Here is a 25151-nt window from a genome sequence, read left to right as displayed (position 1 = left end):
GAGATTAAAATGAAATTAGAGAGGAGTTTTTGGGATTGTAACAACGACCAAAGTGCCTTGACCTTCCGTTGAATTGAGGAACAATTCAGCACCATGGAGGTCAAAGATATTTTTGGCTAAAACAAGCCCCAAACCATTGCCATAGATGTCACCTACATTAGAAGCACGGTAAAAAGAGGTAAAAATATGTGGCTGGTCTTTTTTAGGAATACCTATCCCTTGGTCAAACACTTTTATCGTAATATTTTTGCTATCGCTACTTATGGCTACGCCAACCTGCAGTCCATTGCCGTACTTAAATGCATTTGAAATAATATTGCTAAAGGCAATAAAAAACAGATCCGGGTTCGCCAAAACCGTAAGTTCATCACTATCTTCTGGAATTTCTGTTAGATCAAAAGAAAGCTTGAGGTCCTTATGAATACTTTTTTCGGCTTTATAAATTTCATAGAGTAACTCGTCAATTCGAATAATTTCTTTATTGTCCACTTCCCCCTTGAAGCCCATGCGGGATAGTTGCAAAAGATTGTTGATAATCAACTCCATTTTATCCGCATATTTCGCGATAGTCTCCAGGGAATAGTAGGCTTCATGCTCTTTCGACAGGAGCTGTTGTGCCAATTCGGCTTCTCCCCCAATAATTGTAAGTGGGGTCTTTAGCGAATGAGAGGCATTTCCAATAAAACTCTGTTGCGACTGAACCGAGATATCCAATCGGCTAAGCATTGAATTTAAGTTCGCAATCAAAACACCCAATTCATCTTTGCTATTGCTAAATTTACTAAACAGGCGATGGTCTAAATGTGCGATATCAACTTTATCTAAATCATTGTTGATATCCTTAATGGGTTTCAATAATCGGTCAGCAAAGTAAAAAGACATCAGTACAATTAAAAAAATCGCCAAAATCCCACCTGTGATCAGGGTACGATCCAATTGACGCTGTTCATCATGGCCGTAATCATCAATACCTTCCGATACAACAATCAAATTTTCCTGGTGAAGATGATCCTGAAAGAATACCGCTACAAAGGCAGTCTTACCATGCATATATCTTCCCTTTCCATGACGAATTACATCGGCATAGAATGTTTTTGGCATAGGCAGCTCAGGCCTCAATTGAACTCGATCACTTCCCTTAACAACACGAATGAGATGGTCTGTTCCTTCAGATAATTGTTTCAGGTATTTACGTTTTACCTGAATATAAAGCGCCCTATTTTCATCCTTCTGATGGACGATATGATCTCCGACAATCACGGCGTTCTCTTCTAGCCGATGAAAAAATTTGGTCTGTAGACTGTCGTACGTGAAATAAGACACATAAATGGCAAAAATAACAAGCAGCAGGGTGCTGATGATAGAAAATAGGAGAACTATTTTGGTCCTAATTTTCATGACGGATTACATAGCCCATCCCAATCACTGTATGGATAAGTTTACGTGAAAATTGTTTATCGATCTTTTTCCGAAGGTAATTCACATACACGTCAACAACATTGGTACTTAAGTCGACATCCATACCCCATACTTCTTCTAGGATATCGATCCGACTTAATACCTTATTTCGGTTGAGCATTAAAAATTCAAGTAAACGAAATTCAGTAGCTGTGAGAATAATAGGAGAATTGGCACGTTGAACCGATTTACTGTCTCTATCCAATTGAAGATCGTCAAATACCAATATATTTTTCTGCTCGGTAATGGTTTTGGATTTGCGGCTGTAGCGACTGATTCGAGCTTTTAATTCCTCTAAACGGAACGGCTTTGTCAAGTAATCATCCGCATCCCTGTCAAAGGCCTCGACAATGTCCTCCGTTTGATTTAATGCCGTTAAGATAATAATTGGGACTTCGTTGTTGGACATCCGAATGTTTTTACAGACATCTAAGCCATTCATACCAGGCAACATCACATCCAATAGGATCAGGTCATAACGGTTCAATCCCGCCATTTTTAGACCAGTATAACCATCCATAGCAATACTAATATGATAGCCTTCTTCTTTTAAGCCTCTTTCGATCAATGATATGACGGATGGTTCATCCTCTATTAGTAATAGTTCCACAGGTATCTTTTTTAAACAGTAAAAAATTCGAGGTTTGTAAAATACAAAATTAACATTTCACCTTTTTCCAAAAAGCTACATTCCCTAATTATTTTCGCTTTTTCTTGACGATTATATGATAATAACCTATAAAACAAGTAAAAAATACATACACCCCCGCAAGACCGCTATCTCAACCGTCGTCCTTACAACGATTTACTTCACTTGATATAGAAATAGTCCACAACTTAAGGTCTCTACTCAAAAGATAGGACTATTTCGAGCACCTGAATCTGAAGCACAGACCAAAAATTAGATTTAAACAACCAAATACAATAATATCTATTTTTGAAAGAATTTCCACAAACAGCGAAAGATTATTTCAAAAATCAATCGAATTTCAATATTTTTGCAGCTTAAAATCACACAATGAAACAATTTATCCTTTGTTTACAGTTGGCGTTTTTACTCCTTATCGGACAAGGACACGCTCAGCAAAAGCTATATAAAATTTCATATCAATTTGCTGATCCTGAAACGGGAACAGATACCGCATCTTCAGAATTCATCAAAATATTGGCTGGAAATAATGAAGCATTAATGCAGGCCTTCATCACCAAAGACCAGATGCGAATTGAAAGTTTATTATTCGGAAAATCGATACAGATCAGCAATATCCACGAAGGCAGCTCTTTTCTACTGGATGAAATAAATAAAACCTATACTGCAACAGAGCTGGCCACCGGCAAACTCATTGAGACTGCCGTAAACGAGGGTGATAATTATGCCTATTCGGGAGATTTTGAGATCAGCTTAGTTCCCGATCAAAAGAAGATAATTGCAGGAATCACCTGCGAAAAAGCAACATTCAATCTAACAGGTAGCCAAGATCCACAAACGGAAATTACCGTTTGGTATGCACCAAAATTGCCAAAGTTATACTGGGGCACTTACGATTATCTCGAAAAAGTGCCCGGGGCAGCGCTCTATATCGGATCGGCCGGGCTCGGAATACAAGCGACCAAGGTGGAAGAAATAACATTCGACAAATCACTCTTTGAAATTCCGGCGGATTATGAAGAAGGTGAACCTATTGAAGAAGCTGTAGATTCCACGCTAAACGACCATTTATCTTGGTATCAAGATTCCAATACAGCATATTTTGGTGTACAGGACAGCTTAGGAAACAAATTAACACCAGCAAAGTATACGGCAATATATAGCTATGTAGGAGATTATGCTATCGTAACTGATGCAGCTCAAATGTTTGGCTTAATAGACATACAAGGCAGAGAAGTTATTCCATGTCAATATGAATCGCTCAGTTTAGAAACCGAAGGCGGTCCAGTGGTTTACATGAGAGATCTTAAGTATGGGCTGTTGGATACAAACGGTAAAATATTGCTGCAGGCCAAATATGACTTTATTTCAGTTCCTAGCCCAGAATATGCACTTTTTACGGAAGGAGATCATACGGGTATCATGGACCAAAAAGGCGCTGTTTTACTTCCTGCCAAATATGAAACCATTTCGGATTATCGCGATAATCTCGCGTTAATTCTAGTCAACCAATCCTACCAGCTTATTAATAAAACGGGGCATAATCAACTTAAAACGGATTATGAGTTTCTATCTTTTGCGGGTGAAAGACTTCTACTGGCATTTAATGACAATAAATATGGGTACATTGATTACACAGGGAAAGTCGTTGTTCCATTTAAATTACAAAATGCCCAAGCTTTTGAAAACGGGCTAGCGCTTGTAACGGAGGATCTAGAGAATTTTTATTATATTGACGCAAAAGGGAATTTTATCAAGAAATATGAAGAGTAATCCACAGACATTCCACTTGTCGACATTGCATCGTGGAAAATACATGTTAATCTTGCTAATTTCAATCTTTTTGATCGGAATGGGAATGTCTAAAGTTCCCATACAGGAAATTCTCAAGATTATTATTGCTCTTTTAATGATTCCTTTAGCACTGTATCTGGCCATAAAGTCTTCGACTTTGTCGTCGACTTGGGTCTTGGATGAAAATACACTTCAGATAAGCAACGCTAAAAAAACAATCGTTTTCCCTTTGAATAATATTTCTCATATCAGGAATCTCAAACGTTCCGGTGGCAACCTGATCATTATCAACCAAAACAAAGGGCCAGCCTTCCGTACCTGGCGCAACAAATTATTTCAAAAGGAAGATGATCTTCCCCTGCTAACGGAAGCCCTAAAGGACGCTGACATCGAATATTACGACCTATAAATTCTTTCTTCCTTCGGTAACATTTGTTACAGGCTTTTGCAAAGGCAGTATGTACCTTTGTAACATCACTTAAGAACAATGTTATGCTATTGGAATACATCAAACAACCATGGCCCTGGTATATTTCAGGACCTTTAATTGCACTGGTCATGTACCTGCTGCTCAAACAGGGAAAGGATTTTGGCATGTCCAATAATCTGCGTACCATGTGTACTGTATTAGGAGCCGGAAAAACTTCCTCTTTTTTCAGATTCGATTGGAAGACCCAGTCATGGAATTTATTGGTGGTACTCGGGACAGCCATTGGCGGTTTTATTGCACATAATTTTCTGAGCGATGGCACTGCAAGCCAGATTAATTCCAAAAGTGTTGCCGACTTAAAAGAGCTGGGTATTATCGACCATCTACAAGGCTACCTTCCTGAATCCATTTTCATTTTCGATGGATCTTTGTTTCAGTTTCTACTTTTAAGTATTGGCGGTGTATTGATTGGGTTTGGAACCCGCTATGCTGGTGGATGTTCATCCGGCCATGCTATTTCTGGACTTAGCAATTTTCAGCTTCCTTCTTTGATCGCCGTTATAGGTTTCTTCCTAGGAGGGATCATCATGGTTCATTTTTTATTCCCGCTAATTTTCGCATAAATGAAAGCACTAAAATTTATTTCCATCGGTATATTGTTTGGAATCATCTTATACAAATCAGAAGCCGCATCATGGTATAGAATCTACGAAATGTTTCAATTTCGTTCCTTTCATATGTATGGGATTATCGGTACAGCACTGACCACAGCAATTATAATCGTACAAATCATCAAGAGAAAGCAAATCAAAGATAGTAACGGGATGCAAATAGCATTCCATGATAAAGACAAAAGTATTACACGATACCTGCTCGGGGGAACAATCTTTGGCTTAGGCTGGGCATTGACAGGCGCTTGTCCGGGACCAATGTTTGCCCTAATCGGTGCTGGTTATTGGACTATAGGGATCGTCTTGCTTTTCGCTTTGTTGGGTACTTGGCTTTATGGTGTCTTGCGCAATAAGTTGCCGCATTAGTTTTAACAAACTACTTTATACCAAATCACCTCATATACGCGCAATCTGACGCCTGTACCACGGGTTAAAATTTTAGAAAGAGAAAATGGAATTAATATTTATAGCTGGTTTTATATTAGCTGTTCTGGTCGGCCTATCAATGGGTTTGATGGGTAGTGGCGGAAGTATTCTAACATTGCCAATATTTGTTTATATTTTTCATATAGAACCTCAATATGCATTGGACTATTCGTTGTTTTCTATAGGAATATTAGCCTTGGTCGGATCAATTTCTCCGTTGAAAAAAAGAGAAATTGACCTGAAAACTACGGCCATTTTTCTCTTTCCATCGCTAATTTCGGTCTATTTGACCAAGCGTTATCTCCTTGTAGCCATACCAGAGTCATTCCACCTGGGCGAAATAGCAATCTCCAGAAACCATATCATCATGCTGCTTTTCTCGATTGTGATTTTGATTTCTGCGACAGCAATGGTACGAAGACGTAAACAGGTTCAGCACGATCGATTCAGGGGCGGAATTGGCCAGATTTTCAACGTTGTCCTCGTCGGATTGCTCGTCGGTATCATGACCGGCCTGGTGGGTGCAGGAGGAGGCTTTATCATTGTACCGGCCCTCGTATTACTCTTAGGAATTCCACTTAAGCAGGCCATTGCCACTTCATTGTTTATCATCGGTTTAAACGCCTCATTCGGTTTGATCGCGAATTATCAGTTCCTGGAACATATGAATTGGTTTATATTGGTTACCTTTACGTTAATCACTTTAATAGGCCTCCAAATTGGTTCCAAATGGAAAGACAAATTAGATGCAGCAAAATTGAAAGGTATTTTTGGATACTTTTTAATTAGTATCGGCATCCTAATCTTCGCTTTCGAATTCATTCAATTTGTAAATCATTAAAATCACACGTTATGTTTTTTCAACACATTTTTGAGTCATCTTTAGCACATTCGAGTTATATCATTGGTTGTCAAGCCAAGGGTGTAGCGCTAGTCATTGACCCTAAAAGAGATGTAGACAGCTATCTTGAGATTGCACAAAAGAATAATCTGACCATAACCCATATTGCGGAAACGCATATACACGCCGACTACCTTTCAGGTACGCTAGAATTAGCCGCATTGACAGGCGCCCAACCTTATCTATCCGATGAAGGTGGAGAAGATTGGCAATATGAATTTCCACATATTGGATTAAAACATGGAGATCAATTTCAAGTTGGAAATCTGATTTTCCAAGTTATCCATACCCCTGGACATACGCCCGAGAGTATCAGTTTTGTATTGATTGATACGCCTGCAACCATGGAGCCAGTCATGATATTTACAGGTGATTTTGTATTTGTTGGAGATATCGGACGCCCAGATCTGTTGGAAAATGCCGCGGGAATGATCGGAACCAAGGAAATTGGAGCCCACCAAATGTACCAATCGTTGCAACATTTCTTGGCTCTACCTGATCATATTCAAGTATGGCCCGCACACGGGGCCGGATCCGCTTGTGGAAAGGCGCTAGGCGCCGTTCCGAGTTCAACAGTTGGTTATGAAAAAATACGCAACTGGGCGCTTCAATACCAAAACAACGAAACAGCCTTCGTGGAAGAGCTATTATCAGGACAGCCCGAACCGCCACGCTATTTTGCCATGATGAAAAAACTCAACAAAATAGCACGGCCTTTGCAAACAGCAGTTCCTCAGTACAACAAGTTAACGAACAAAACTTTTCTGGATTTATACCACAAAGGAACAACTGTCATTGATACACGCCATAAGTTTGAGTTTGCCAAAGGATATCTCCCAAATAGCATCAATATTCAGAATAACAAAACGTTTAATACCTGGGCTGGCTGGATCCTTAATTACACGGATCCCTTTATACTCATTGTAGAGGAAAGCCAATTGGACGACATTGCCCGCAAGCTTATGCGCATTGGATTGGATCATGTCGCTGGATATGTTACGCCTGATACGATTCCTCATTTGGGGATTCCATTGGAACATCAGCAACTCATCGGTTTCGAAGAGATGAATAGTGTATTGGGCAAATCCGATATCCAAATACTTGATGTGCGCAATGCCAGTGAGTTTTCAGAGGGCCATTTACCGCATGCGACTCATATCTTTGTTGGTACAATTGCAGACAATCTTAACCAAATTGACCGAACTAAACAGCTATACCTGCATTGTCAGTCCGGAGACCGAGCAACCATAGCGGCATCCATATTGGCGAAAAATGGTATTAAGGACGTCAAAATTTATAGTCCTTCCATCAATGAATGGAAATTAAAAGGTGGAACATTGGTACAATAACATATACAAAAAGATCCCAGGGGAAATATTCCTGGGATCTCTTTGTAAAGAACCAAGCTATACGATCGAATTTGAGCTGCCATTGCATATAATAAAGAGCAATTCAACTCGTCAGTATATTTCGTTTATAGACTATTTCTATTGATCCGCAAGAATTCGATAACCTCGTCCTTCTTCTCTTCCATCTTGCCTTTCTTTTCCGTAAATTGGTGATTATAGATGGTCAGATACTGATGGTCGTCCGTTTCAGATTCATATAATTCGGCAGTGGCAAAAGAGAAATGCTCTTCTTCATCCGAAAGATGGTCATACACATAGGCAAAATCATGATTACCCAAGGAGCTTACTACAGCATCTTTATCCGCCACGAATTTTAACCTTCCCGGCAATATTCGCTTATTCATCCATGCTTCGTCTTTTTCAGAAAAAGGATAAATAGTAATACCCCTGAATGCCATAATAATTGGGGTAATCAGAATAATACCCATTTCAATCGCCCACACGGCCCACAACATACCGCCCGAAACCGGACTCTTTTTCAAGGTAAAAGTGCCGACTTCATTTAAACCCTGCATCGCTTCCCAAATAAATGAAGGGTGTAAGAAAAATGCCTTGAACCCCTCCAGATTAAAAGACGATTTTACCCAGGTATCTCCGCCCATTGTCCCCTCCGCATTGTACATCAGCGACACAAAAAGAGCCCATTGGGCATAAAAGCCTAAAATTGCAATCAGCAAAGTAATCAATATTGCAATGCCCTTATTTCTTAATTTCCATTGTTTGAAACAGAAGTTAAGAACATAGAATATTCCAGCGCCAAATCCCAATGTAATAAATACATTAAAATAAATAATAGGAATAAACCATTGCAAAGCGATGTAAACAATTGCCAGGACAATGGCACCCACTGTACCTAGCACATGAGATCCAATAAATGCCAAAGCAGGAGCCTTTCCCGAGGGCTTATAATATAGATTTTCCATAAAAACAGTAAAATTGATTTTTAACTTAACAGATAAATCCCCTAACCAAAACCAAGCCAATTCTCCAAAGACCAGTCAATTTTCGTCAAGATTTGATGACATTAACTTCGTTACATTCGTTTAAGTGCCATTTATTGAGACAATTTTGTAAGTTTGGGGCATGAAAATCAAAATAATATCCTTTTTTACACTTGCATGTGTATTAAATATTTGGGGGGCAGTAGCGAAGGCCCAAAGAAAAGGATTCTGGCAACAGAAGGTTGACTACAACATGGATGTCAACGTGGATGAAAAAGCATATCAGTACGATGGAAAAATGACCTTGAAGTACAGTAATAATTCAGGGCAGTCACTAAAAAAGGTATATTTCCATTTATATTTCAATGCGTTTCAACCAGGATCGATGATGGACTATCGATTAAAAAACATAAGTGACCCCGACAAGCGAATGGTCACTAACTTGGGTACAAAAGAAAAACCGGTATATCAAAGCCGTATTGGAGAACTGAAAGCCAATCAAACTGGTTATCAGAAAATTAAAACCCTAACAGTCAATGGTACCAACACAACATTTAAAATTGATGGAACTATTTTGGAGGTAACTTTACCAGTTGCAATCCAAGATGGGGAAACAGCACGTTTTGATATGGAATGGACTGCACAAGTTCCGGAACAAATCAGAAGAACTGGCCGAAATTCAGCCGAAGGTGTAGCACTATCTATGGCGCAATGGTATCCGAAGATGGCTCAATTCGATGAATTCGGCTGGCATTTGGATGAATATACGGGCCGTGAATTTATTGCCCCTTTTGGCAACTTTGACGTTACCATACACCTCAATAAAAATTATGTCGTTGGTGCCTCAGGTGTTCTTCAAAATCCATCAGATGTCAAAGGTTATCAACAGAAAGCGAAAGTAAAAGCCGTCGACAATAAAGCAACATGGCACTATAAGGCCCAAAATATCCACGATTTTGTATGGGCTGCAGACCCCAAGTTTGTCGTTGATTCCGCTTCAAGTAAAAATGGCATAAGAGTGTATACCGTGTTCTTGCCAACAGACAAAGAAGTGATCTCGAATTGGAAAACAGCAATAGGCCTTTCTACCGAATTCTTTGATTTCTGTAGTACGAAGTTTGGTAAATATCCATGGCCAACTTATACCATCATTCAAGGTGGAGATGGCGGAATGGAATATGGTACAGCTACGCTTATCACAGGTGGCCGCAATCTAAAAAGCCTTGTCGGTGTAATATTCCATGAATCGGCACACTCTTGGTACCAACAATTGTTTGGAATCAACGAAACCGTCGATGAATGGTTTGATGAAGGCTTCACATCCTATGTCGAGGAGTTGGCTATGCAGCATATCTTTGAAAAAAGAGGTGCCATAGCATCTAACCCGCAAATTGCAGCCTACCGTGGATATTATAAATTGGCCCTTTCAGGTAAAGAAGAACCGATGAGTTTACTGGCAGATTATTATAACACCAACTATGGCTACAGCAACGAAGCGTACAACAAAGGTGCCGTGCTTGCAGAACAGTTGGGTTATATTATTGGTCAGGAAAATTTAGAAAAAACCTTCTTGAAATTCTATGACATCTGGAAGTTTAAACATCCGACACCAAATGATTTCAAACGCGTTGCTGAAGATGTTTCCGGTATCAACTTAAAATGGTATTTCAACCTGTTTATCAATACGACACGTCAAATCGATTACGCCATTGAAAAAGTAACAGATACAGAAATCCTATTGGCCAATAAGTCCAATTTTGCCATGCCACTGGATGTTCTGGTAGAATACACCGATGGAAGCAAAGAATTATTTTATATCCCTTTGCGTGAAATGCGTGGAGAAAAACCAGAAGAGCATTTTGACATTTACAAAGGTGTTAAAAGAACCGTGCTTGAGGATTGGTTCTGGACCAAACCCGACTATACTATCCATGTGTCGAAAACACCAAAAACGGTAACAATTGATCCTTCATTGCGATTAGCGGATGTAGAATCGGCAAACAACAGTTTTAGTAAGTAACTAAATATATTTCCCATTATCCGAACAGATGGGAAAATCAAGACAGCTTCCAACCCCAATATATACGACGCGGTTTGGAAGCTGTTTTTTAATTCCGTGGATTATATACTCTTAAGAGGAATAACCATATTCCATGTACGTTCAAATTGATAGGATTCTGAACCATCTCCCGTAGCAGCAAACAAATGAGTAGGCTTCCCATTTTCAAATAGTAAAAACGGTCGTTCAAAATTGGCCTGATGACTCGTCGTGCCATCATCCCATTGAATTGTTTTAGAATAAGCTTTTACAGACTTCGAAAGATGCCAATCTATGCCATCCTTCGAATAAGCATGTATCCCGCCTCCCTCTTCACCGCAGATCTTTCCGTAACGGTCCTTCATAATAAGTTCAAACTGCTGACCGTTATACCAGACAAATGGATCTTCTACATCGTTTTCATGGTTTTGGTCCGTATGGAATGAAAAAATAGGCTTGTCCGATAAACGGCGATAAGGTCCGAGGAAAGAATCCGCTTGCGCGGCTCCCAATAAAAGTGGTGGATTATAATTTACTGGGGAAGATTTATAAACTAAATAAACCTTTCCGTTCGGTAAGACAACTGGCGAAGGATTTGATGTAATGGAGGCATCCCATTCCCCTTTTCGGGGATTCAAAATCGGTTGATCAACTCTTTTCCATGGCCCTGCAATTGACTTGGAATAGGCCATCCCAATACGTTTATGCATCCAGGCTTTCTGGCCTAAGCCTGACTCCCATACGTTTTCTGTAAAAGAGGGATTTGGTTCGTCATAGTTATTGCCAAAGTAATAAAGCACATAATAGTCACCATTTTTTACGATTCGAGGATTGTGTGTTGTACAGCCATCAAAATATTGCTTCCCCCGGGCAGGCAGTACAACTTCAACAAATTCGTATGGCCCTTCAGCGGTATCTGAAATAGCCCTGACGACTTCGGAGTTTGTCACCCAATTACCAAACCCATATTTTTTGCTCCAACGCGAAGCAAACATATGATATCGTCCATCTTCTCCTTTTATGACCGATGGATCCCAAATCCAATAATCTTTCATCGCAAATCCTCCTCCTTTTGGCGCCGGTAATAACTTATCAATAAAGGAGTCTTCAAGACTGTCCCCCAAAGCATATCCATGGTTTGAAAATAGGAAGAAGCCAGAAACACCGGCTACATTTTTCAGAAAGTCTCGACGAGAGGTTTTCATACGTTTTACATTTATTAGAAGAAAATAATTCGTTTTTTAATCTATTTGATAGGCTCCCATGAAATAATTTAAACGCGGCTGGTACCGATAGCTTTTTTATTTTCAGAAGGAAACTTTTGAATTCACTCCTCCTTCGTCAGACATTAGGTGCTATATTGGTGCTTTCTACCAACAAATATTGACAACAAGATAAAGAATAACTAGCTTGTTGTCAACCTTCTTTTAGATGATTCTTCCATCCTATTGCACTTTCTTTTTAAATCCGTAATGAGCGTGCGGAAAAGCCATGCGAAGATTTCAGGTACGCATAGTCGAAAGAAGAAAAAATAAAGGGCGATTTGGTCAGGTCTTGGTATATTTGTCCCCATGATTTATGTCCATGTCCCCTTCTGTAAACAGGCTTGTCATTACTGTGACTTCCATTTTAGCACTTCACTACAATACAAAAGTGAGATGATCAATGCCATACGACGGGAAATCGAGCTCAGAGCAGCCTATTTGGAAGACAAAAAGGTCGAATCGATCTATTTTGGTGGTGGCACGCCATCCTTATTGGAAGCTGAAGAGATCGCACGGATCATCGATACGATAGCAATGCATTTTGACATCGTAAATCAGGCTGAAATTACGTTGGAAGCAAACCCCGACGATCTAAATGCAGCCAAAGTAAACAGTCTGCGGAATACAGCAATCAATCGATTCAGCATAGGCATACAGTCTTTCTTTGAAGAGGATCTTAAATGGATGAACAGAGCACATAATCAGCAGGAAGCACTGGCTTCTATCATGCGGGTGCAAGATGCGGGCTTTGAAAATATTACCTGTGATCTTATTTATGGCTACCCACTGTTGACTGATGAGAAATGGCGCCACAATATGCAACAGCTGATTGACTTTGAAATTCCCCATATTTCTTCGTATTCCATGACCGTAGAAAATAAGACAGCGTTGGATCACTTTATAAAAAAAGGCTTAAGTCCAGCTATAGATTCAGATCAGGCAGCGGATCAGATGAGTCTTCTTATTCATACATTGAAAGCCGCGGGATATGAACAATATGAAATTTCCAATTTTGCAAAAAATGGCCTTTATGCACGTCATAACACAAATTATTGGAAAGGCAAACATTATCTTGGTATAGGTCCTTCGGCACATTCGTTCAATGGAACTTCCAGATCCTGGAATGTTTCCAACAACGCGAAATATATGACCTCAATCAATTCAAACCAACTTCCCCTGGAAATTGAGGAGCTTTCTACGCTGGACCAGATCAACGAAAGTATCATGACTTCGCTAAGAACCATGTGGGGACTGGATTTGATTGCGCTGGAAAGCAAATTCGGACAATCTGTCAAAAACCGAGTCCTAAAGGATGCTGAACCATTTCTAGCAGAGAAAAATCTCGTTTTGGAAGAAAACAAATTACGCTTGACGGATCCCGGTAAATTAATGGCCGATCATATCATGTCCGAATTATTCATAATAGAGGATTAACAAATAAATCACTAATATTTTATTAAAATAATAATACTACAAGTATTTACGTTTAAAAAATTACGAAAATCAAAATATAAGTCTATTTTCTAGGCGGTTTGTACTATGTTTGCATCATAATCTATTATAAAATTATGATGTCACACAAGCCATCTTTTGACTTAGAGATCAAAAGTTACAGAGAGCAACAAAACGCTGCCGTAAGCTTAATTCAAATTGTCAGTAACCTGTGGTATAACCACGCTATTGAACTTGTATTTTTTCGAAATCAACTCATTGATGTAAAATCGAGTTCAATTCTCAACCTGATCAAGGAAAGCGTCCTCCTTACCGACGAGCCATTCAATATTTCTGACACCCTCCACGTGGCACAGGTATTGGAAAAACTAACCCTATCACCTGCGCGTATCGATATCGGAAAACTTACCTTACAAGTCAAGAAACAGACTATTGAAAACAACGATCTACCTAGTTTTATTACAAATGAATTAAAAGATATCAATCAACAAGCGGAATTAAAACCACGCGATGTTGTGCTTTATGGATTTGGCCGTATCGGCCGTTTACTCGCCCGAGAGCTTATGCATAAAGCCGGTGCTGGACAGCAGCTTCGCCTTCGTGCCATTGTAACGCGGGACGCCAATGATAGCAAGTCCATATTGAAAAGAGCGACACTATTAAAAACAGATTCCATACATGGTGCGTTCGAAGGCGACGTACAGGTCGACATTCCAAATCAGGCTCTTATTATCAATGGCATCACTGTCCACCTTATCTCTGCCAAACAGCCAGAGGATATTGATTATACTTATTATGGAATACAGCATGCTTTAGTCGTCGACAATACGGGTGCTTTTCGAGATGAGCAAGAACTGAGTCGCCACCTGAAATCCAGAGGTGCCGCCCAAGTTTTATTGACAGCACCCGGAAAAGGTGTTCCAAATATCGTATATGCTGTCAACGAAAATGATATTGACGTGGAACAGCATGCGATATTTTCCGCCGCTTCCTGTACGACCAACGCAATCTCTCCTATTTTGGCGGTCCTTGAAAATAGAATAGGTATTGAAAAAGGGCATATCGAAACCATACATTCCTATACCAACGATCAGAACCTTGTCGACAATATGCACAAGAAGTCCAGAAGAGGGCGTGCCGCAGCGCTCAATATGGTGATCACAGAAACTGGAGCGGGGGCTGCCGTTTCAAAAGTATTGCCTTCACTGAAGGGCAAACTGACCTCCAATGCCATTCGCGTACCCGTACCAAATGGATCATTGGCAATTTTAAATCTCGAAATTAAATCTAAAACTACCGTCGAAGAAATCAATGCACTTTTAAAAGAGGCATCACTACAGGGTGACCTTGTCGAACAGATTAAATTTTCTAAAGACAATGAACTCGTTTCTTCCGATATCATCGGCTCCACTGCCGCTGCGATCGTGGATGCTCCAGCGACGATAGTCTCGGCAGATGGCAGGAATGTCATTCTATATGTCTGGTACGACAATGAATACGGATATTCCCATCAGGTAATGCGTTTATCTCGTCATATTACCGGCGTAAGAAGGTATACCTATTATTAGGGACCAGTAAAGCATCAAGAAGAACAAGAATAAATAAATCACGCGGAACCGGTTGAATATAGGCGGCGGCAGTACAGCTACCGCTTATATTTTTACGGGATTGCTTTTGAGGTATTTCATAATGATCGGTGTTGCTCCTGCTTTCTGCAGAACATATTCACGGGCCAGTTTTCCGGCCTCTTGACGGACAGTCTGATCTTCTAAAACAGCAAAAACTTTCTTTAATTCTTTAGCACTGGCAATGGCGAAACCTGATCCATTTTGCACAAGATCTTTCGCTTCCTGAAATTTCTTGAAATTTGGTCCAAATAGAACCGGTATGCCATATGTTGCTGCCTCTAGAGTGTTATGTATTCCAACGCCAAAACCACCACCAATATAGGCCAGTTGGCCATACCCATACAAAGACGAAAGCATTCCAATGTTATCGATAACCAGCACCTTTGAATTGGCTATTGTTGCGGCATCGTAGGTAGCCATGTCCGAAAAGCGGAGTGCCTTCGGCCAAAGGTTAAAAATGCTCGCCAGATGTGATTCATTGATTTCATGCGGAGCCAAGATCAGCTTATAGTCTGAATAATCCAAAAGCAATTCCTGTAGAGCCAGCTCATCCTCGGGCCAGGTACTTCCTGCAACCAGGGCCGGATTTTCCCCAATAAATTGGCTGATCTCAGGAATCATTTTTCTGCTTTTAGGAATGTCTACCACACGATCAAAACGTGTATCTCCGGCTAACCCGGCATTCCGTATCCCAAATTCTTTCAAAAGACGTACACTTTCTTCATTTTGCACAAAGAAGTAAGTCACATAACTTAAAATTTTCAGAAAAAAAGTACCATAGGCCTGAAAGAAAATCTGATCGGGTCTAAATATTGCTGAGATCAAAAACAAGGGAATGCCCCGTCTATGCAGGCCTTCAAAAAAATAATACCAATATTCATATTTCGTAAACACAGCGAAACTTGGATTGATCAAGTCGAGAAAAAGCCGTGCGTGCTGAGCAGTATCGTAGGGGAGATAAAAAACATAATCGGCCAAAGCAGTGTTTTTTCTGATTTCATAGCCAGAGGGAGAATAAAATGTTACAATTATTTTATGATCCAAATAATTATTTTTCACTGCTTCCAGGACAGGTCTTCCTTGCTCAAATTCCCCCAATGAAGCAAAGTGAAACCAAATATGTTTTTGGGAAGAATCAACCGTTTGTTTCATCCTCGAATACCAGTCTTTTCGTCCCTCTACCATGAGCTTGGCTTTGGCATGAAAAGGAGCCAAAATACGCAGTAAGAGTCCATAAAGAAAGATTCCAATTGAATAAAGCAAACGCATGTTTTTAAAATAATGTTTATCTTAGTCAAAGATATTAAACCCATTTCATTAAACGGAACCATTGAGTGGAAAATAAACATCGCAAACGGATTTTGATAACAGGAGCAGCTGGCTTCCTCGGTTCTCACCTTTGCGATCGCTTTATTGCGGAAGATTACGATGTAATTGGAATGGACAACCTGATTACCGGAGATCTACAGAATATAGCACATCTATTTAAGTTGGAAAATTTTGACTTCTATCATCACGATGTCTCAAAATTTGTGCACGTTCCCGGGCACTTGGATTATATCCTGCATTTCGCTTCGCCAGCCAGTCCCGTTGATTACCTTAAAATTCCCATACAAACATTGAAGGTAGGATCTTTGGGCACACATAATCTCTTGGGCCTAGCGCGTGCTAAACAAGCACGCATTTTGGTAGCCTCCACCTCTGAGGTATATGGCGATCCACTGGTTTCACCACAATCCGAGGACTACTGGGGCAATGTAAATCCCGTGGGACCTCGTGGTGTATACGATGAAGCGAAGCGCTTCCAAGAGGCAATAACGATGGCCTATCACAATGCACATGGTCTGGATACCCGTATTGTCAGGATATTTAACACCTTTGGTTCCAGAATGCGTCTCAATGACGGCAGAGCTATTCCCACCTTTATCGCACAAGCGATACGTGGCGAAGACATCACGATTTTTGGCGATGGTTCACAAACACGATCATTCTGTTATATTGACGACCAGGTCGAAGGCATCTTTCGCTTGTTGCATTCGGCATGTGCTACACCTATAAATATTGGTAATCCAGACGAAATCAGCTTGCTACAATTGGCCCATGAAATTGTCGAATTGACAGACAGCTCGAGTAAAATCGTCTACGAACCATTACCGGTTGATGATCCCAAACAACGGAAACCCGATATTGGCTTGGCCAAATCAAAATTAGCCTGGGAACCTCAAATAGACCGAAAAACAGGATTGAAAAAAACCATAGCATTTTACAAAAAGATCCCTTTGGATACCTTATCACATAAAGACTTTACTTACTATAATCAACAATAATGAACAAAAAAATACTAGTCACAGGAGGAACAGGTTATATCGGTTCGCACACAGTGGTCGAACTACATCAAGCAGGATATGTACCTGTCATCGTGGATGATCTGTCCAATTCAAACATCAAAATTTTGGATCAGGTTGAAAAGATCATCGGCGTTAGACCTGAATTTCACCAATTTGACCTTTGTGACACAGAACGCGTGAATGAATTTGTAAAAAACAATACCGATATCTCAGGAATTATCCATTTTGCGGCCTCTAAAGCTGTAGGTGAATCTGTACAGAAGCCTTTGAAATATTACCACAACAATTTCTTCTCGTTAATTAACTTATTAGAGGCATATCAAAATAAGCCTATTAATTTTGTCTTTTCTTCAAGCTGTACCGTATATGGTGAGCCAGACTACTTACCTGTAGACGAGAGTGCTCCCGTGAAAAAGGCAACCTCTCCTTATGGAAATACAAAACAAATTGCTGAAGAAATTCTACAGGAAACTGCTGCTGCATATGACAACTACAATATTATTGCGCTCCGTTATTTCAACCCTGTAGGTGCACATGAGTCGGCACTGATCGGTGAATTACCAAACGGTGTTCCTCAGAACCTGCTTCCTTTTATCACACAAACAGCCATTGGAAAAAGAGAAAAATTAACGGTATTTGGCTCTGATTACGACACACCGGACGGATCTTGCATCCGCGACTATATCCACGTTGTTGATTTAGCAAAAGCTCACGTTGCAGCAATCAGATTATTGGAAAAAGGCAACCCGAACGGAAAATACGATGTCTTTAATGTGGGAACAGGAAATGGATATTCTGTCCTTGAAGCGATCAAGGCTTTTGAGAAAGCTTCAGGACAAAAATTAAATTACGAATTTGGTCCACGTCGTGACGGAGATATCATCAAAGTTTACGGGGACGTCACTAAATCGGCCAATCAGTTGCATTGGAAAGCAGCACTTGGTATTGATGAAATGATGGCTTCTGCCTGGGCATGGGAAAAAAATCTGAAGGAAAATCCATTGGATTAAACAGTAGCCTCTGCTGCTACAGCAAAGCATTATACCCAGCTTAACTTTATATGACCGTCTTAAAAACGTAGACGGTCATAACTTGGCTCCCAAAGGGTCCTTCTGCCAACTGAAGGTCGACATTAAACAAACTCTTTGTCGGAAATATATTCCATGAGCATCCCGGCCTGATCTCCGAGCTTCTTTTTCAAGCGCTGCATAGATTTTTTTATCGCGTCTGGAGTAACCCCCAATACGTTGGCTACTTCCTTATTATTTAGCCCCAGTTTCATAAGCACAATTATCCTCAGATTAGATTCCGTTATATCGGGAAATCTAGATTGTATATCCTGGAGTAAATTGGGAAATTCTTTTACAATCAATAATTTAAATTCCTGCCATTTCTCTTCAGTGATGAGATGTGACTGCAACAATATTTTTAGCTCCTCGCGATCTTTTTCAACAACATTCCCTTTTTCTTCAAGCATCGCAGAAAGTACATTTATCTGTTCATTATTCCGCTTAAGATAAGCGACGTATTCTTCAACTTGGCTTTTAGAACTCACCAGTTCCCTGTCTAATTCTGCTTTTGTATACTTTAAATTAAGAAGCTGATATTCATAGTCACGTATCCGTTTTCTAGCACGGGATCGAATAGCATTATAAATAAAAAAGAATAATACCAATACCAATAAACTTAATATTAGCCATAATCGCCTCTCAGCTTGCTTTTTCTTAATAACAGCTTGTGCCAGCGATAATTTATCGGCGTACTTTTGCTTGTCGGCCATAAACTTCAATTGGGACAATACTGGATCACCATCTAAAAAACGTAGTGAGTCTTGGAGACGTTCTATTCTTCTTCGTGCATTCAGCTCACGACCTATATCGTTACTTTGCATCGCCAAATTCAACTTGTGAATCTCAAGTTCAAGTATTGTCTTCTTATCATCCGAGCCCAATAAAAGAGATTCAGCTTCCGCAATCATATGACGAACATCCTTCGTTTCCTTATTCGCTATATTTAATCGAATACGCATCACTAAGGCGAAAATTGTATTTCGGTCATTCCCAAGAGATCTGGAAATCTCAAGATCTTTATCTAGGAGCGATAAAGCCTTATGGTAATCCTTCATACCTTCAAACACAGCCGCCTGATTACCTAAGATCTTCGCGTAGCGTAATGAGTCATTTTCTGAAAGTGCTAAAGTTTGAGCCAATTCAAAAATTTTCATTGCCTGCAAGGTATCACCACCACTTTTCAATGTCAGTAAACCTAAATTGTCCAAGATTTCAGCTTTCAATTTCGGTGAAATTTGTTCTTGTCGTTGCCCTAAATCCAGATATTTAATTCCAGAAGTATAATCACCTAAAGTTCCAAAAAAATAGCCAAGCTTCTTGTAAGTTTGCGTTAGGTCTAAAACAAGCTCTTTCGGTATATCTTCAAGCCCTTTCTCTCCTTCCAAGATAAAAGGTAATGCCTCAGAGGCTTTCAGGCATCGATATAGGTAAAAGCCATACATTACCTTTACCCAAATGCGTACATTTTGATAGCTATAGCCTTCTTCAAGGTCCAGCGCTTTTAAATAGTATTTATCACTAAAGTTATTTCTTGCGCCTTCGGCATTAAACGACTGATCCGCCAGTAAACAATAATAGATTGCCAAAAGTGCCTTATCATTTTTTCGTACCGCTTGGCTAAAATATGGTGCAAGATATTTGCTTAACGACAGACTAGAGGATTGATACTGCGCTGATTCTTTTATAATTGTTTCGTAAAAGTTCTTCTCTTCTATCGAGGAATTGGAATCCATTAAATCCATACCATAGACAAAACGACAAGGGATGATTGTTAGAAAAAGAAAAAATAGAAGACATCGAAACATATCGGCTCAGGCATTGAATTTCGCAATAAAAATAAAAAATAATTTTAATTAAATCATCATGAGACAAAATCAACCAACCGCAAACACAGTTAAGGTTTAGACCGTAATCATGCCTTACATTCTTCGATTAAAAATAACAATAGTGTATTAAATAATACGCTACTATTGTTCGCGAATTAAACAAAGAAGCCACTTATTGGAAAACCTTGTGACTATTCACTAAACGTGGTGAGATTATTCTTTTGACCAATAGTATTACTTTTTATCAAAAAAATGATAAATATGATCTGGTGTTATAGCTTTCGTTAATTGGACATCATATTCATTTTTATCCGCAATAACATCAATTGGATTAAAAAAAGATAGTCCGACACGCTGTACACCAACTTTACAAGACGAGAAAAAACGGTCGTAAAACCCTTTTCCATAACCTACTCTATAGCCGAAAAGATCAAAAATTAACAACGGCACTATAATCATATCAATAAGCGATGAAGCTACCTTAATGCCAGAGGTTGGCTCTGGAATACCCCAGTTGTTCGTCTCAAATCGTGTATGTTCATCCAATATGAAATGTTGCATCGAGTAATCATCAAAATTAGATCGCGAAACAACGATCTTTATCTGCGGAAAAAACGCTTGAATATAATTTATTATTAAATATGTATTGGGTTCGTGGTATTTCCCTATGGGAAGGAAAATATGCAAAAATTCGACCCTTGAGAGATCAAGCTTTGTAAATTGCGAAAGTAATCGTTCATTGAGCGCAGTTTCTCTCTCTAAAGACAATTGACATCGCTTAGTTTTATATTCAAGTCGTAATTCTTGTTTCGATTTCATTTGTAGAATAGTTATTCCTAAAATTTATTTCCCTTTCTTACCAAAATCCCCATTAAATTCCATCACTTATGCCAAGATCAATCAAAAATAGCATTCCTTCCAATTCAATTTTTATTTAAGCTTCAAAAGCAAATAGAAATTCTCGTTCAGAATAGAAAAACCAGGTGTTAAACGCAGTCTAGTCATAAAAAAACGGCCTTGTAGCGAGCGCTAACAAGACCGAATAATCAACCTAAACCTAAAATCTTTCTATTATTTTACGCGCTCGATATAATTACCTGTTTGCGTATCGACTCTTACTTTCTCACCTTGATTAATGAACAACGGTACCATAATTTCAACACCAGTCTCTACAGTTGCTTTTTTCAACGCATTTGTAGAAGTATCTCCTTTTACAGCCGGTTCAGTATATGTAATTTCTAACTCAACACTTTTTGGAGCTTCTGCCATGATAGGCTCATCACTTTCAAAAGCAATAATTACAGTCATTCCCTCTTTCAAGAAACGAGCTGAATCACCGAACAAAAATTTAGGAATATTGAATTGCTCGTATGTATTGTTATCCATTACCACGAAGAAATCTCCATCCTCATACAAATACTGATAATCGCTAGTTTCTACACGTGCAATTTCTACAGATTCGTCAACTCTAAAACGGTATTCAACTAACTTACCAGTTTTAACATTACGCATTCTCGCTTGATAAAACGCACGTAAATTGCCTGGTGTACGGTGTATATATTCTTCTACGGATACTAATTCTCCATTAAATCTTAAGATATTTCCTGATTTTACCTCTGATGCCTTAGCCATTCTTTGAATTGAACTTTAAACGGTTATCTCATTATTGAGTCGTCAAAAGTACAAAAACTAATTGTGTTATTAAAATTTCATTCGCTACTTTTTTTTCTGAAAGTGTTTGTTTTTATTGGCCGGAGAGAACCTTCAGTTCACTTTCGTAGCTGTTAATGGTTATGCAATCTTGATGGTTTATGGGAAATAATCATTTTTGATACAGGACAAAAAACTTTTCTCCTATTTTTAATAGGGCAGAAACAATTGTTGATCCCCTAAGACTTGAAATCGACGATAGAAATACTTTCATCGCAGAATTCATACTCTTTTTTTTGGTTGGAACAGACGATAAACAATCTAGATTCCACTTTTGTGCGCTCAATTAAACGAAGATACCATTGTTCACCCGCACTATCCAAATTACTTGTAGGCTCATCCAACAAAACCAAGGCAGATGCAGAACAACAAGCTAGCGCTAGCTTTACACGTTGACGCATGCCTGATGAAAAAAACCGGATCTCTCTGTCAAGCGCATGTTCCAATCCCAATACGTTTACAACAGTTTCTTTATCAAAAGAAGGAAGATAATTTTTAAATTTAAAATGAAAATCAATCAGCTCGTTTAAGGTAAACTCCTCGATCAGTTCAACATAAGGAGCTGCGAGAGACAGCTGCTGATATATAGTTTCCACACCTAGGACTTGGTCTCCATCCGTGTAGATCAATTCACCCGATGAGGGTGTCAAACTACTTGAAAGCACTTTTAGGAAAGTAGACTTCCCAGAACCATTATGGCCAAGGATGGCATAACTCTTGCCGGACTCGAAGGTATAGTTTATATGCCTAAAAATCCATTCATTGTTATACCTCCTACCAATATCTTTTAATGTAATTTTCAAATTCACTAGAATCGACAACGCGACTACATCGCTCTATTATTGAATCCTTTCATGATACCCCGGCCGGAGTTCCGAATAAAATCCAAAATTTCATCACGGATTTCCGTTGCCTGATATTCAGCTTCTATAATTTCTATTGCTTTAGCCAGGTTTCTGTTTTGGACAAAAAGAATTCGATAAAGATTCTGAATCTCGGCAATTTGCTCTTCCGAAAATCCTCTTCTTCTCAATCCAACAGAATTAATACCAGCATAAGAAATCGGTTCACGTGCGGCCTTAACAAAAGGAGGAATATCCTTACGCACCAATGAACCACCGGTAACAAATGCATGCGAACCAATTTTGACAAATTGGTGAACAGCAACCATTCCAGCAAGTACAACATAATCACCTACTGTAATATGTCCAGCAAGTGTACTGTTGTTCGAAAAAACACAATTATCACCTACTTCACAATCATGTGCAACATGACTATAAGCTTGGATCAAACAGTTTTTTCCAATGACCGTTTTATACCTATCCTTGGTTCCTCTATTGATTGTTACACACTCACGAATGGTTGTATTGTCTCCAATTTCAGCTGTGGTAATCTCACCATCAAATTTTAAATCTTGAGGTTCCCCAGAGATTACTGCACCGGGATATATTTTACAGTTTTTTCCAATTCGAGCTCCATCCATGATCGTCACATTTGATCCTATCCAAGTGCCTTCACCAATGACGACATCTTTATAAATGGTTACAAATGGCTCGATGACCACATTTTTAGCAATTTTTGCCTCCGGATGAATATAAGCTAATGGCTGTATCATCTATACTACTTTAGTTGTTATTTACTCTTACGATCTGTGCCATAAGCTCCGCTTCACACACGATTTTCTCTCCTACCATTGCCACACCTTTCATTTTTGCGATACCTCTTCGGATCGGCTCCATCAAGTCACATCTAAAAATAACAGAATCCCCTGGAGTTACCTGCGCTTTAAAACGTGCATTTTCAATTTTAAGGAATAAGGTCAACCAATTCTCTGGATCAGGAACCGTCTTCAGTACTAAAATTCCCCCTGTTTGTGCCATAGCCTCTACTTGCAAAACACCAGGGAATAATGGTGCACCAGGAAAATGTCCCATAAATAAATCTTCGTTCATGGTAACATTCTTCAAACCCACAACATGTGTTTCTGTCAACTCAAGAATTTTATCGACCATAAGCATGGGTTGACGATGAGGTAAAATCTTCATGATTTCAACCGTATCGTATAATGCCGGCATATTGGGATCGTAAACTTTAATTTTTTTACGTGTTTTATCTTTCTTGATCTGCTCCTTTATCTTTTTTGCAAAAGCCACATTCGCTGCATGGCCAGGCCGTGCAGCCATAATATGCCCTTTCAAAGGTCTTCCGACTAGCGCTAAATCTCCAACCATGTCCAACAATTTATGTCGAGCAGGTTCATTTTGGTAACGCAATTGATTATTGTTTAATATTCCTTCCTTAGCAACTGCAACGGTTTCTTTATGAAAAAGATGCGCTAATTTTTGCAATTCCTCAGGAGAAGTCTCCTTGTCCACAATAACGATTGCATTACTTAAATCACCACCTTTAATAAGGCCATGATCAACCAACATTTCCAATTCGTGTAAAAAACAAAACGTACGCGAAGAGGCTATTTCAGATTTAAAATCCTCAATCGATGTTATTGCTGCATGTTGACTTCCCAACACAGGCGAATTAAAATCGATCATACAAGTCAAACGATAACCATCCATTGGCATGCCCAGTATCTCGACTTTGCGATCTGGCTCTGCATAATGAATATTATTCGAAATCTCATAATAATCCCGATCAGCATCTTGTTCTTCAAATCCCGCTTCCTCTAACAACTTCACAAAAATAGCTGAACTACCGTCTAGAATTGGTATTTCAGGACCATCAATATCAATCAGCACATTATCAATTTGTAAACCAATTAACGATGCCATCAAATGTTCAATTGTACTCACACTTGCTCCATTCTGCGTTATTGTCGTCCCCCTGGAGGTATCCGTAACATTATCCGCATCAACCAAAATTTCTGGTTGCCCCTCTAAATCTACACGTCTGAACTTAAACCAGTGATTTTCCGGAGCGGGTTTAATAGTCATCGATACAATTTTTCCTGTATGAAGACCTACCCCCGAAATTTCAACCTCGTTTTTGATGGTTCTCTGTTTTACATTCATTTCTAATAACATATTTTTAAATCAAAACTTCTTTTGACAAAACATTTATCCTTTAAGCTATATCGATGTTCGCCATCGCCTTGCTAGGAATGATTATTTCATCACAATT

22 protein-coding genes are annotated in these 25151 nt (G+C 39.3%); 11 read left to right on the top strand and 11 right to left on the bottom strand.

Annotation, left to right across the window (positions count from 1 at the left end; translation table 11 throughout):
- Window positions 1–15 precede the first annotated feature (15 nt).
- Entirely contained in the window at window positions 16–1398 is a 1383-nt protein-coding gene (locus CBM24_RS01775) for a sensor histidine kinase (protein ID WP_088160012.1), read from the bottom strand.
- Window positions 1388–2068, bottom strand: a complete 681-nt coding sequence (locus CBM24_RS01770) for a response regulator transcription factor (RefSeq protein WP_088160011.1) — start codon at window positions 2066–2068, stop codon at window positions 1388–1390. The genes CBM24_RS01775 and CBM24_RS01770 overlap by 11 nt, the downstream gene beginning before the upstream one ends.
- A gap of 408 nt (window positions 2069–2476) precedes the next feature.
- Between CBM24_RS01770 and CBM24_RS01765 the strand changes: the two genes are divergently transcribed.
- From CBM24_RS01765 to CBM24_RS01740, 6 genes are all read left to right on the top strand, one after another.
- Window positions 2477–3880, top strand: coding sequence for a WG repeat-containing protein (locus CBM24_RS01765; protein WP_088160010.1), 1404 nt, complete (start codon window positions 2477–2479; stop codon window positions 3878–3880).
- Entirely contained in the window at window positions 3870–4310 is a 441-nt protein-coding gene (locus CBM24_RS01760; RefSeq protein WP_083663466.1) for a hypothetical protein, read from the top strand. The genes CBM24_RS01765 and CBM24_RS01760 overlap by 11 nt, the downstream gene beginning before the upstream one ends.
- Window positions 4311–4393: 83 nt before the next feature.
- Window positions 4394–4954 carry a YeeE/YedE family protein gene (locus tag CBM24_RS01755; RefSeq protein WP_198386026.1) on the top strand — a complete coding sequence of 187 codons (561 nt, stop codon included), beginning with the start codon at window positions 4394–4396 and terminating at the stop codon, window positions 4952–4954.
- The gene (locus CBM24_RS01750) at window positions 4955–5368 is read left to right on the top strand and encodes a DUF6691 family protein (RefSeq protein WP_088160009.1); all 414 of its coding nucleotides are present in this window, start codon (window positions 4955–4957) and stop codon (window positions 5366–5368) included.
- A gap of 85 nt (window positions 5369–5453) precedes the next feature.
- Window positions 5454–6269, top strand: a complete 816-nt coding sequence (locus CBM24_RS01745; RefSeq protein WP_088160008.1) for a sulfite exporter TauE/SafE family protein — start codon at window positions 5454–5456, stop codon at window positions 6267–6269.
- Between the two features lie 11 nt (window positions 6270–6280).
- A complete protein-coding gene (locus CBM24_RS01740; protein ID WP_088160007.1) occupies window positions 6281–7678 on the top strand; it encodes an MBL fold metallo-hydrolase in 1398 nt (465 codons plus the stop codon).
- A gap of 125 nt (window positions 7679–7803) precedes the next feature.
- On the opposite strand, the gene CBM24_RS01735 is transcribed toward CBM24_RS01740, so the two are convergent.
- Window positions 7804–8661, bottom strand: coding sequence for a hypothetical protein (locus CBM24_RS01735; RefSeq protein WP_088160006.1), 858 nt, complete (start codon window positions 8659–8661; stop codon window positions 7804–7806).
- A gap of 160 nt (window positions 8662–8821) precedes the next feature.
- Here CBM24_RS01735 and CBM24_RS01730 point away from each other — a divergent pair, with 160 nt between their 5' ends.
- Entirely contained in the window at window positions 8822–10699 is a 1878-nt protein-coding gene (locus CBM24_RS01730; protein ID WP_088160005.1) for a M1 family metallopeptidase, read from the top strand.
- Between the two features lie 101 nt (window positions 10700–10800).
- On the opposite strand, the gene CBM24_RS01725 is transcribed toward CBM24_RS01730, so the two are convergent.
- Complete coding sequence (locus CBM24_RS01725; RefSeq protein ID WP_198386025.1) at window positions 10801–11922, bottom strand: glycoside hydrolase family protein; 1122 nt, start codon at window positions 11920–11922, stop codon at window positions 10801–10803.
- 366 nt (window positions 11923–12288) lie between these two features.
- Here CBM24_RS01725 and hemW point away from each other — a divergent pair, with 366 nt between their 5' ends.
- Together hemW and CBM24_RS01715 are read left to right on the top strand one after the other, a co-directional pair.
- Window positions 12289–13416 (top strand): radical SAM family heme chaperone HemW, encoded by a 1128-nt coding sequence (gene hemW, locus CBM24_RS01720; protein WP_088160004.1) that lies wholly within the window; start codon window positions 12289–12291, stop codon window positions 13414–13416.
- Window positions 13417–13550: 134 nt separating this feature from the next.
- Complete coding sequence (locus CBM24_RS01715; protein ID WP_232475663.1) at window positions 13551–15002, top strand: glyceraldehyde-3-phosphate dehydrogenase; 1452 nt, start codon at window positions 13551–13553, stop codon at window positions 15000–15002.
- Window positions 15003–15086: 84 nt separating this feature from the next.
- Here the strand turns inward: CBM24_RS01715 and CBM24_RS01710 are convergent, their stop codons facing one another.
- Window positions 15087–16331 (bottom strand): 3-deoxy-D-manno-octulosonic acid transferase, encoded by a 1245-nt coding sequence (locus CBM24_RS01710; RefSeq protein WP_088160002.1) that lies wholly within the window; start codon window positions 16329–16331, stop codon window positions 15087–15089.
- 65 nt (window positions 16332–16396) lie between these two features.
- On the opposite strand from CBM24_RS01710, the gene CBM24_RS01705 reads away from it, so the two are divergent.
- Window positions 16397–17389, top strand: coding sequence for a UDP-glucuronic acid decarboxylase family protein (locus CBM24_RS01705; RefSeq protein ID WP_088160001.1), 993 nt, complete (start codon window positions 16397–16399; stop codon window positions 17387–17389).
- Window positions 17389–18420: a UDP-glucose 4-epimerase GalE gene (galE, locus tag CBM24_RS01700; protein ID WP_088160000.1), complete on the top strand. Its 1032-nt coding sequence runs from the start codon at window positions 17389–17391 to the stop codon at window positions 18418–18420. Before CBM24_RS01705 ends, galE begins: the two co-directional genes overlap by 1 nt.
- Before the next feature lie 122 nt (window positions 18421–18542).
- On the opposite strand, the gene CBM24_RS01695 is transcribed toward galE, so the two are convergent.
- The 6 genes from CBM24_RS01695 to CBM24_RS01670 all read right to left on the bottom strand — a co-directional run bounded on the left by CBM24_RS01695 (window position 18543) and on the right by CBM24_RS01670 (window position 25042).
- On the bottom strand, window positions 18543–20213 hold the full coding sequence (locus CBM24_RS01695) for a helix-turn-helix transcriptional regulator (RefSeq protein ID WP_088159999.1): 1671 nt from the start codon (window positions 20211–20213) through the stop codon (window positions 18543–18545).
- A gap of 327 nt (window positions 20214–20540) precedes the next feature.
- Window positions 20541–21125, bottom strand: coding sequence for a 5-formyltetrahydrofolate cyclo-ligase (locus tag CBM24_RS01690; protein ID WP_088159998.1), 585 nt, complete (start codon window positions 21123–21125; stop codon window positions 20541–20543).
- Between the two features lie 252 nt (window positions 21126–21377).
- Entirely contained in the window at window positions 21378–21938 is a 561-nt protein-coding gene (gene efp, locus CBM24_RS01685) for an elongation factor P (RefSeq protein ID WP_046674772.1), read from the bottom strand.
- A 257-nt stretch (window positions 21939–22195) separates the two neighbouring features.
- Entirely contained in the window at window positions 22196–22825 is a 630-nt protein-coding gene (locus CBM24_RS01680; RefSeq protein ID WP_312208582.1) for an ATP-binding cassette domain-containing protein, read from the bottom strand.
- Between the two features lie 17 nt (window positions 22826–22842).
- Complete coding sequence (lpxA, locus tag CBM24_RS01675) at window positions 22843–23631, bottom strand: acyl-ACP--UDP-N-acetylglucosamine O-acyltransferase (protein ID WP_075990789.1); 789 nt, start codon at window positions 23629–23631, stop codon at window positions 22843–22845.
- A gap of 10 nt (window positions 23632–23641) precedes the next feature.
- Window positions 23642–25042, bottom strand: a complete 1401-nt coding sequence (locus CBM24_RS01670) for a bifunctional UDP-3-O-[3-hydroxymyristoyl] N-acetylglucosamine deacetylase/3-hydroxyacyl-ACP dehydratase (protein WP_172840641.1) — start codon at window positions 25040–25042, stop codon at window positions 23642–23644.
- Between the last annotated feature and the right edge of the window lie 109 nt (window positions 25043–25151).

It is taken from the genome of Sphingobacterium sp. G1-14, from assembly GCF_002196555.1.
Classification (GTDB): Bacteria; Bacteroidota; Bacteroidia; order Sphingobacteriales; family Sphingobacteriaceae; genus Sphingobacterium; species Sphingobacterium siyangense.
Note: the sequence above shows the minus strand (reverse complement) of the source record. Positions and strands in the feature narration are given on the sequence as shown.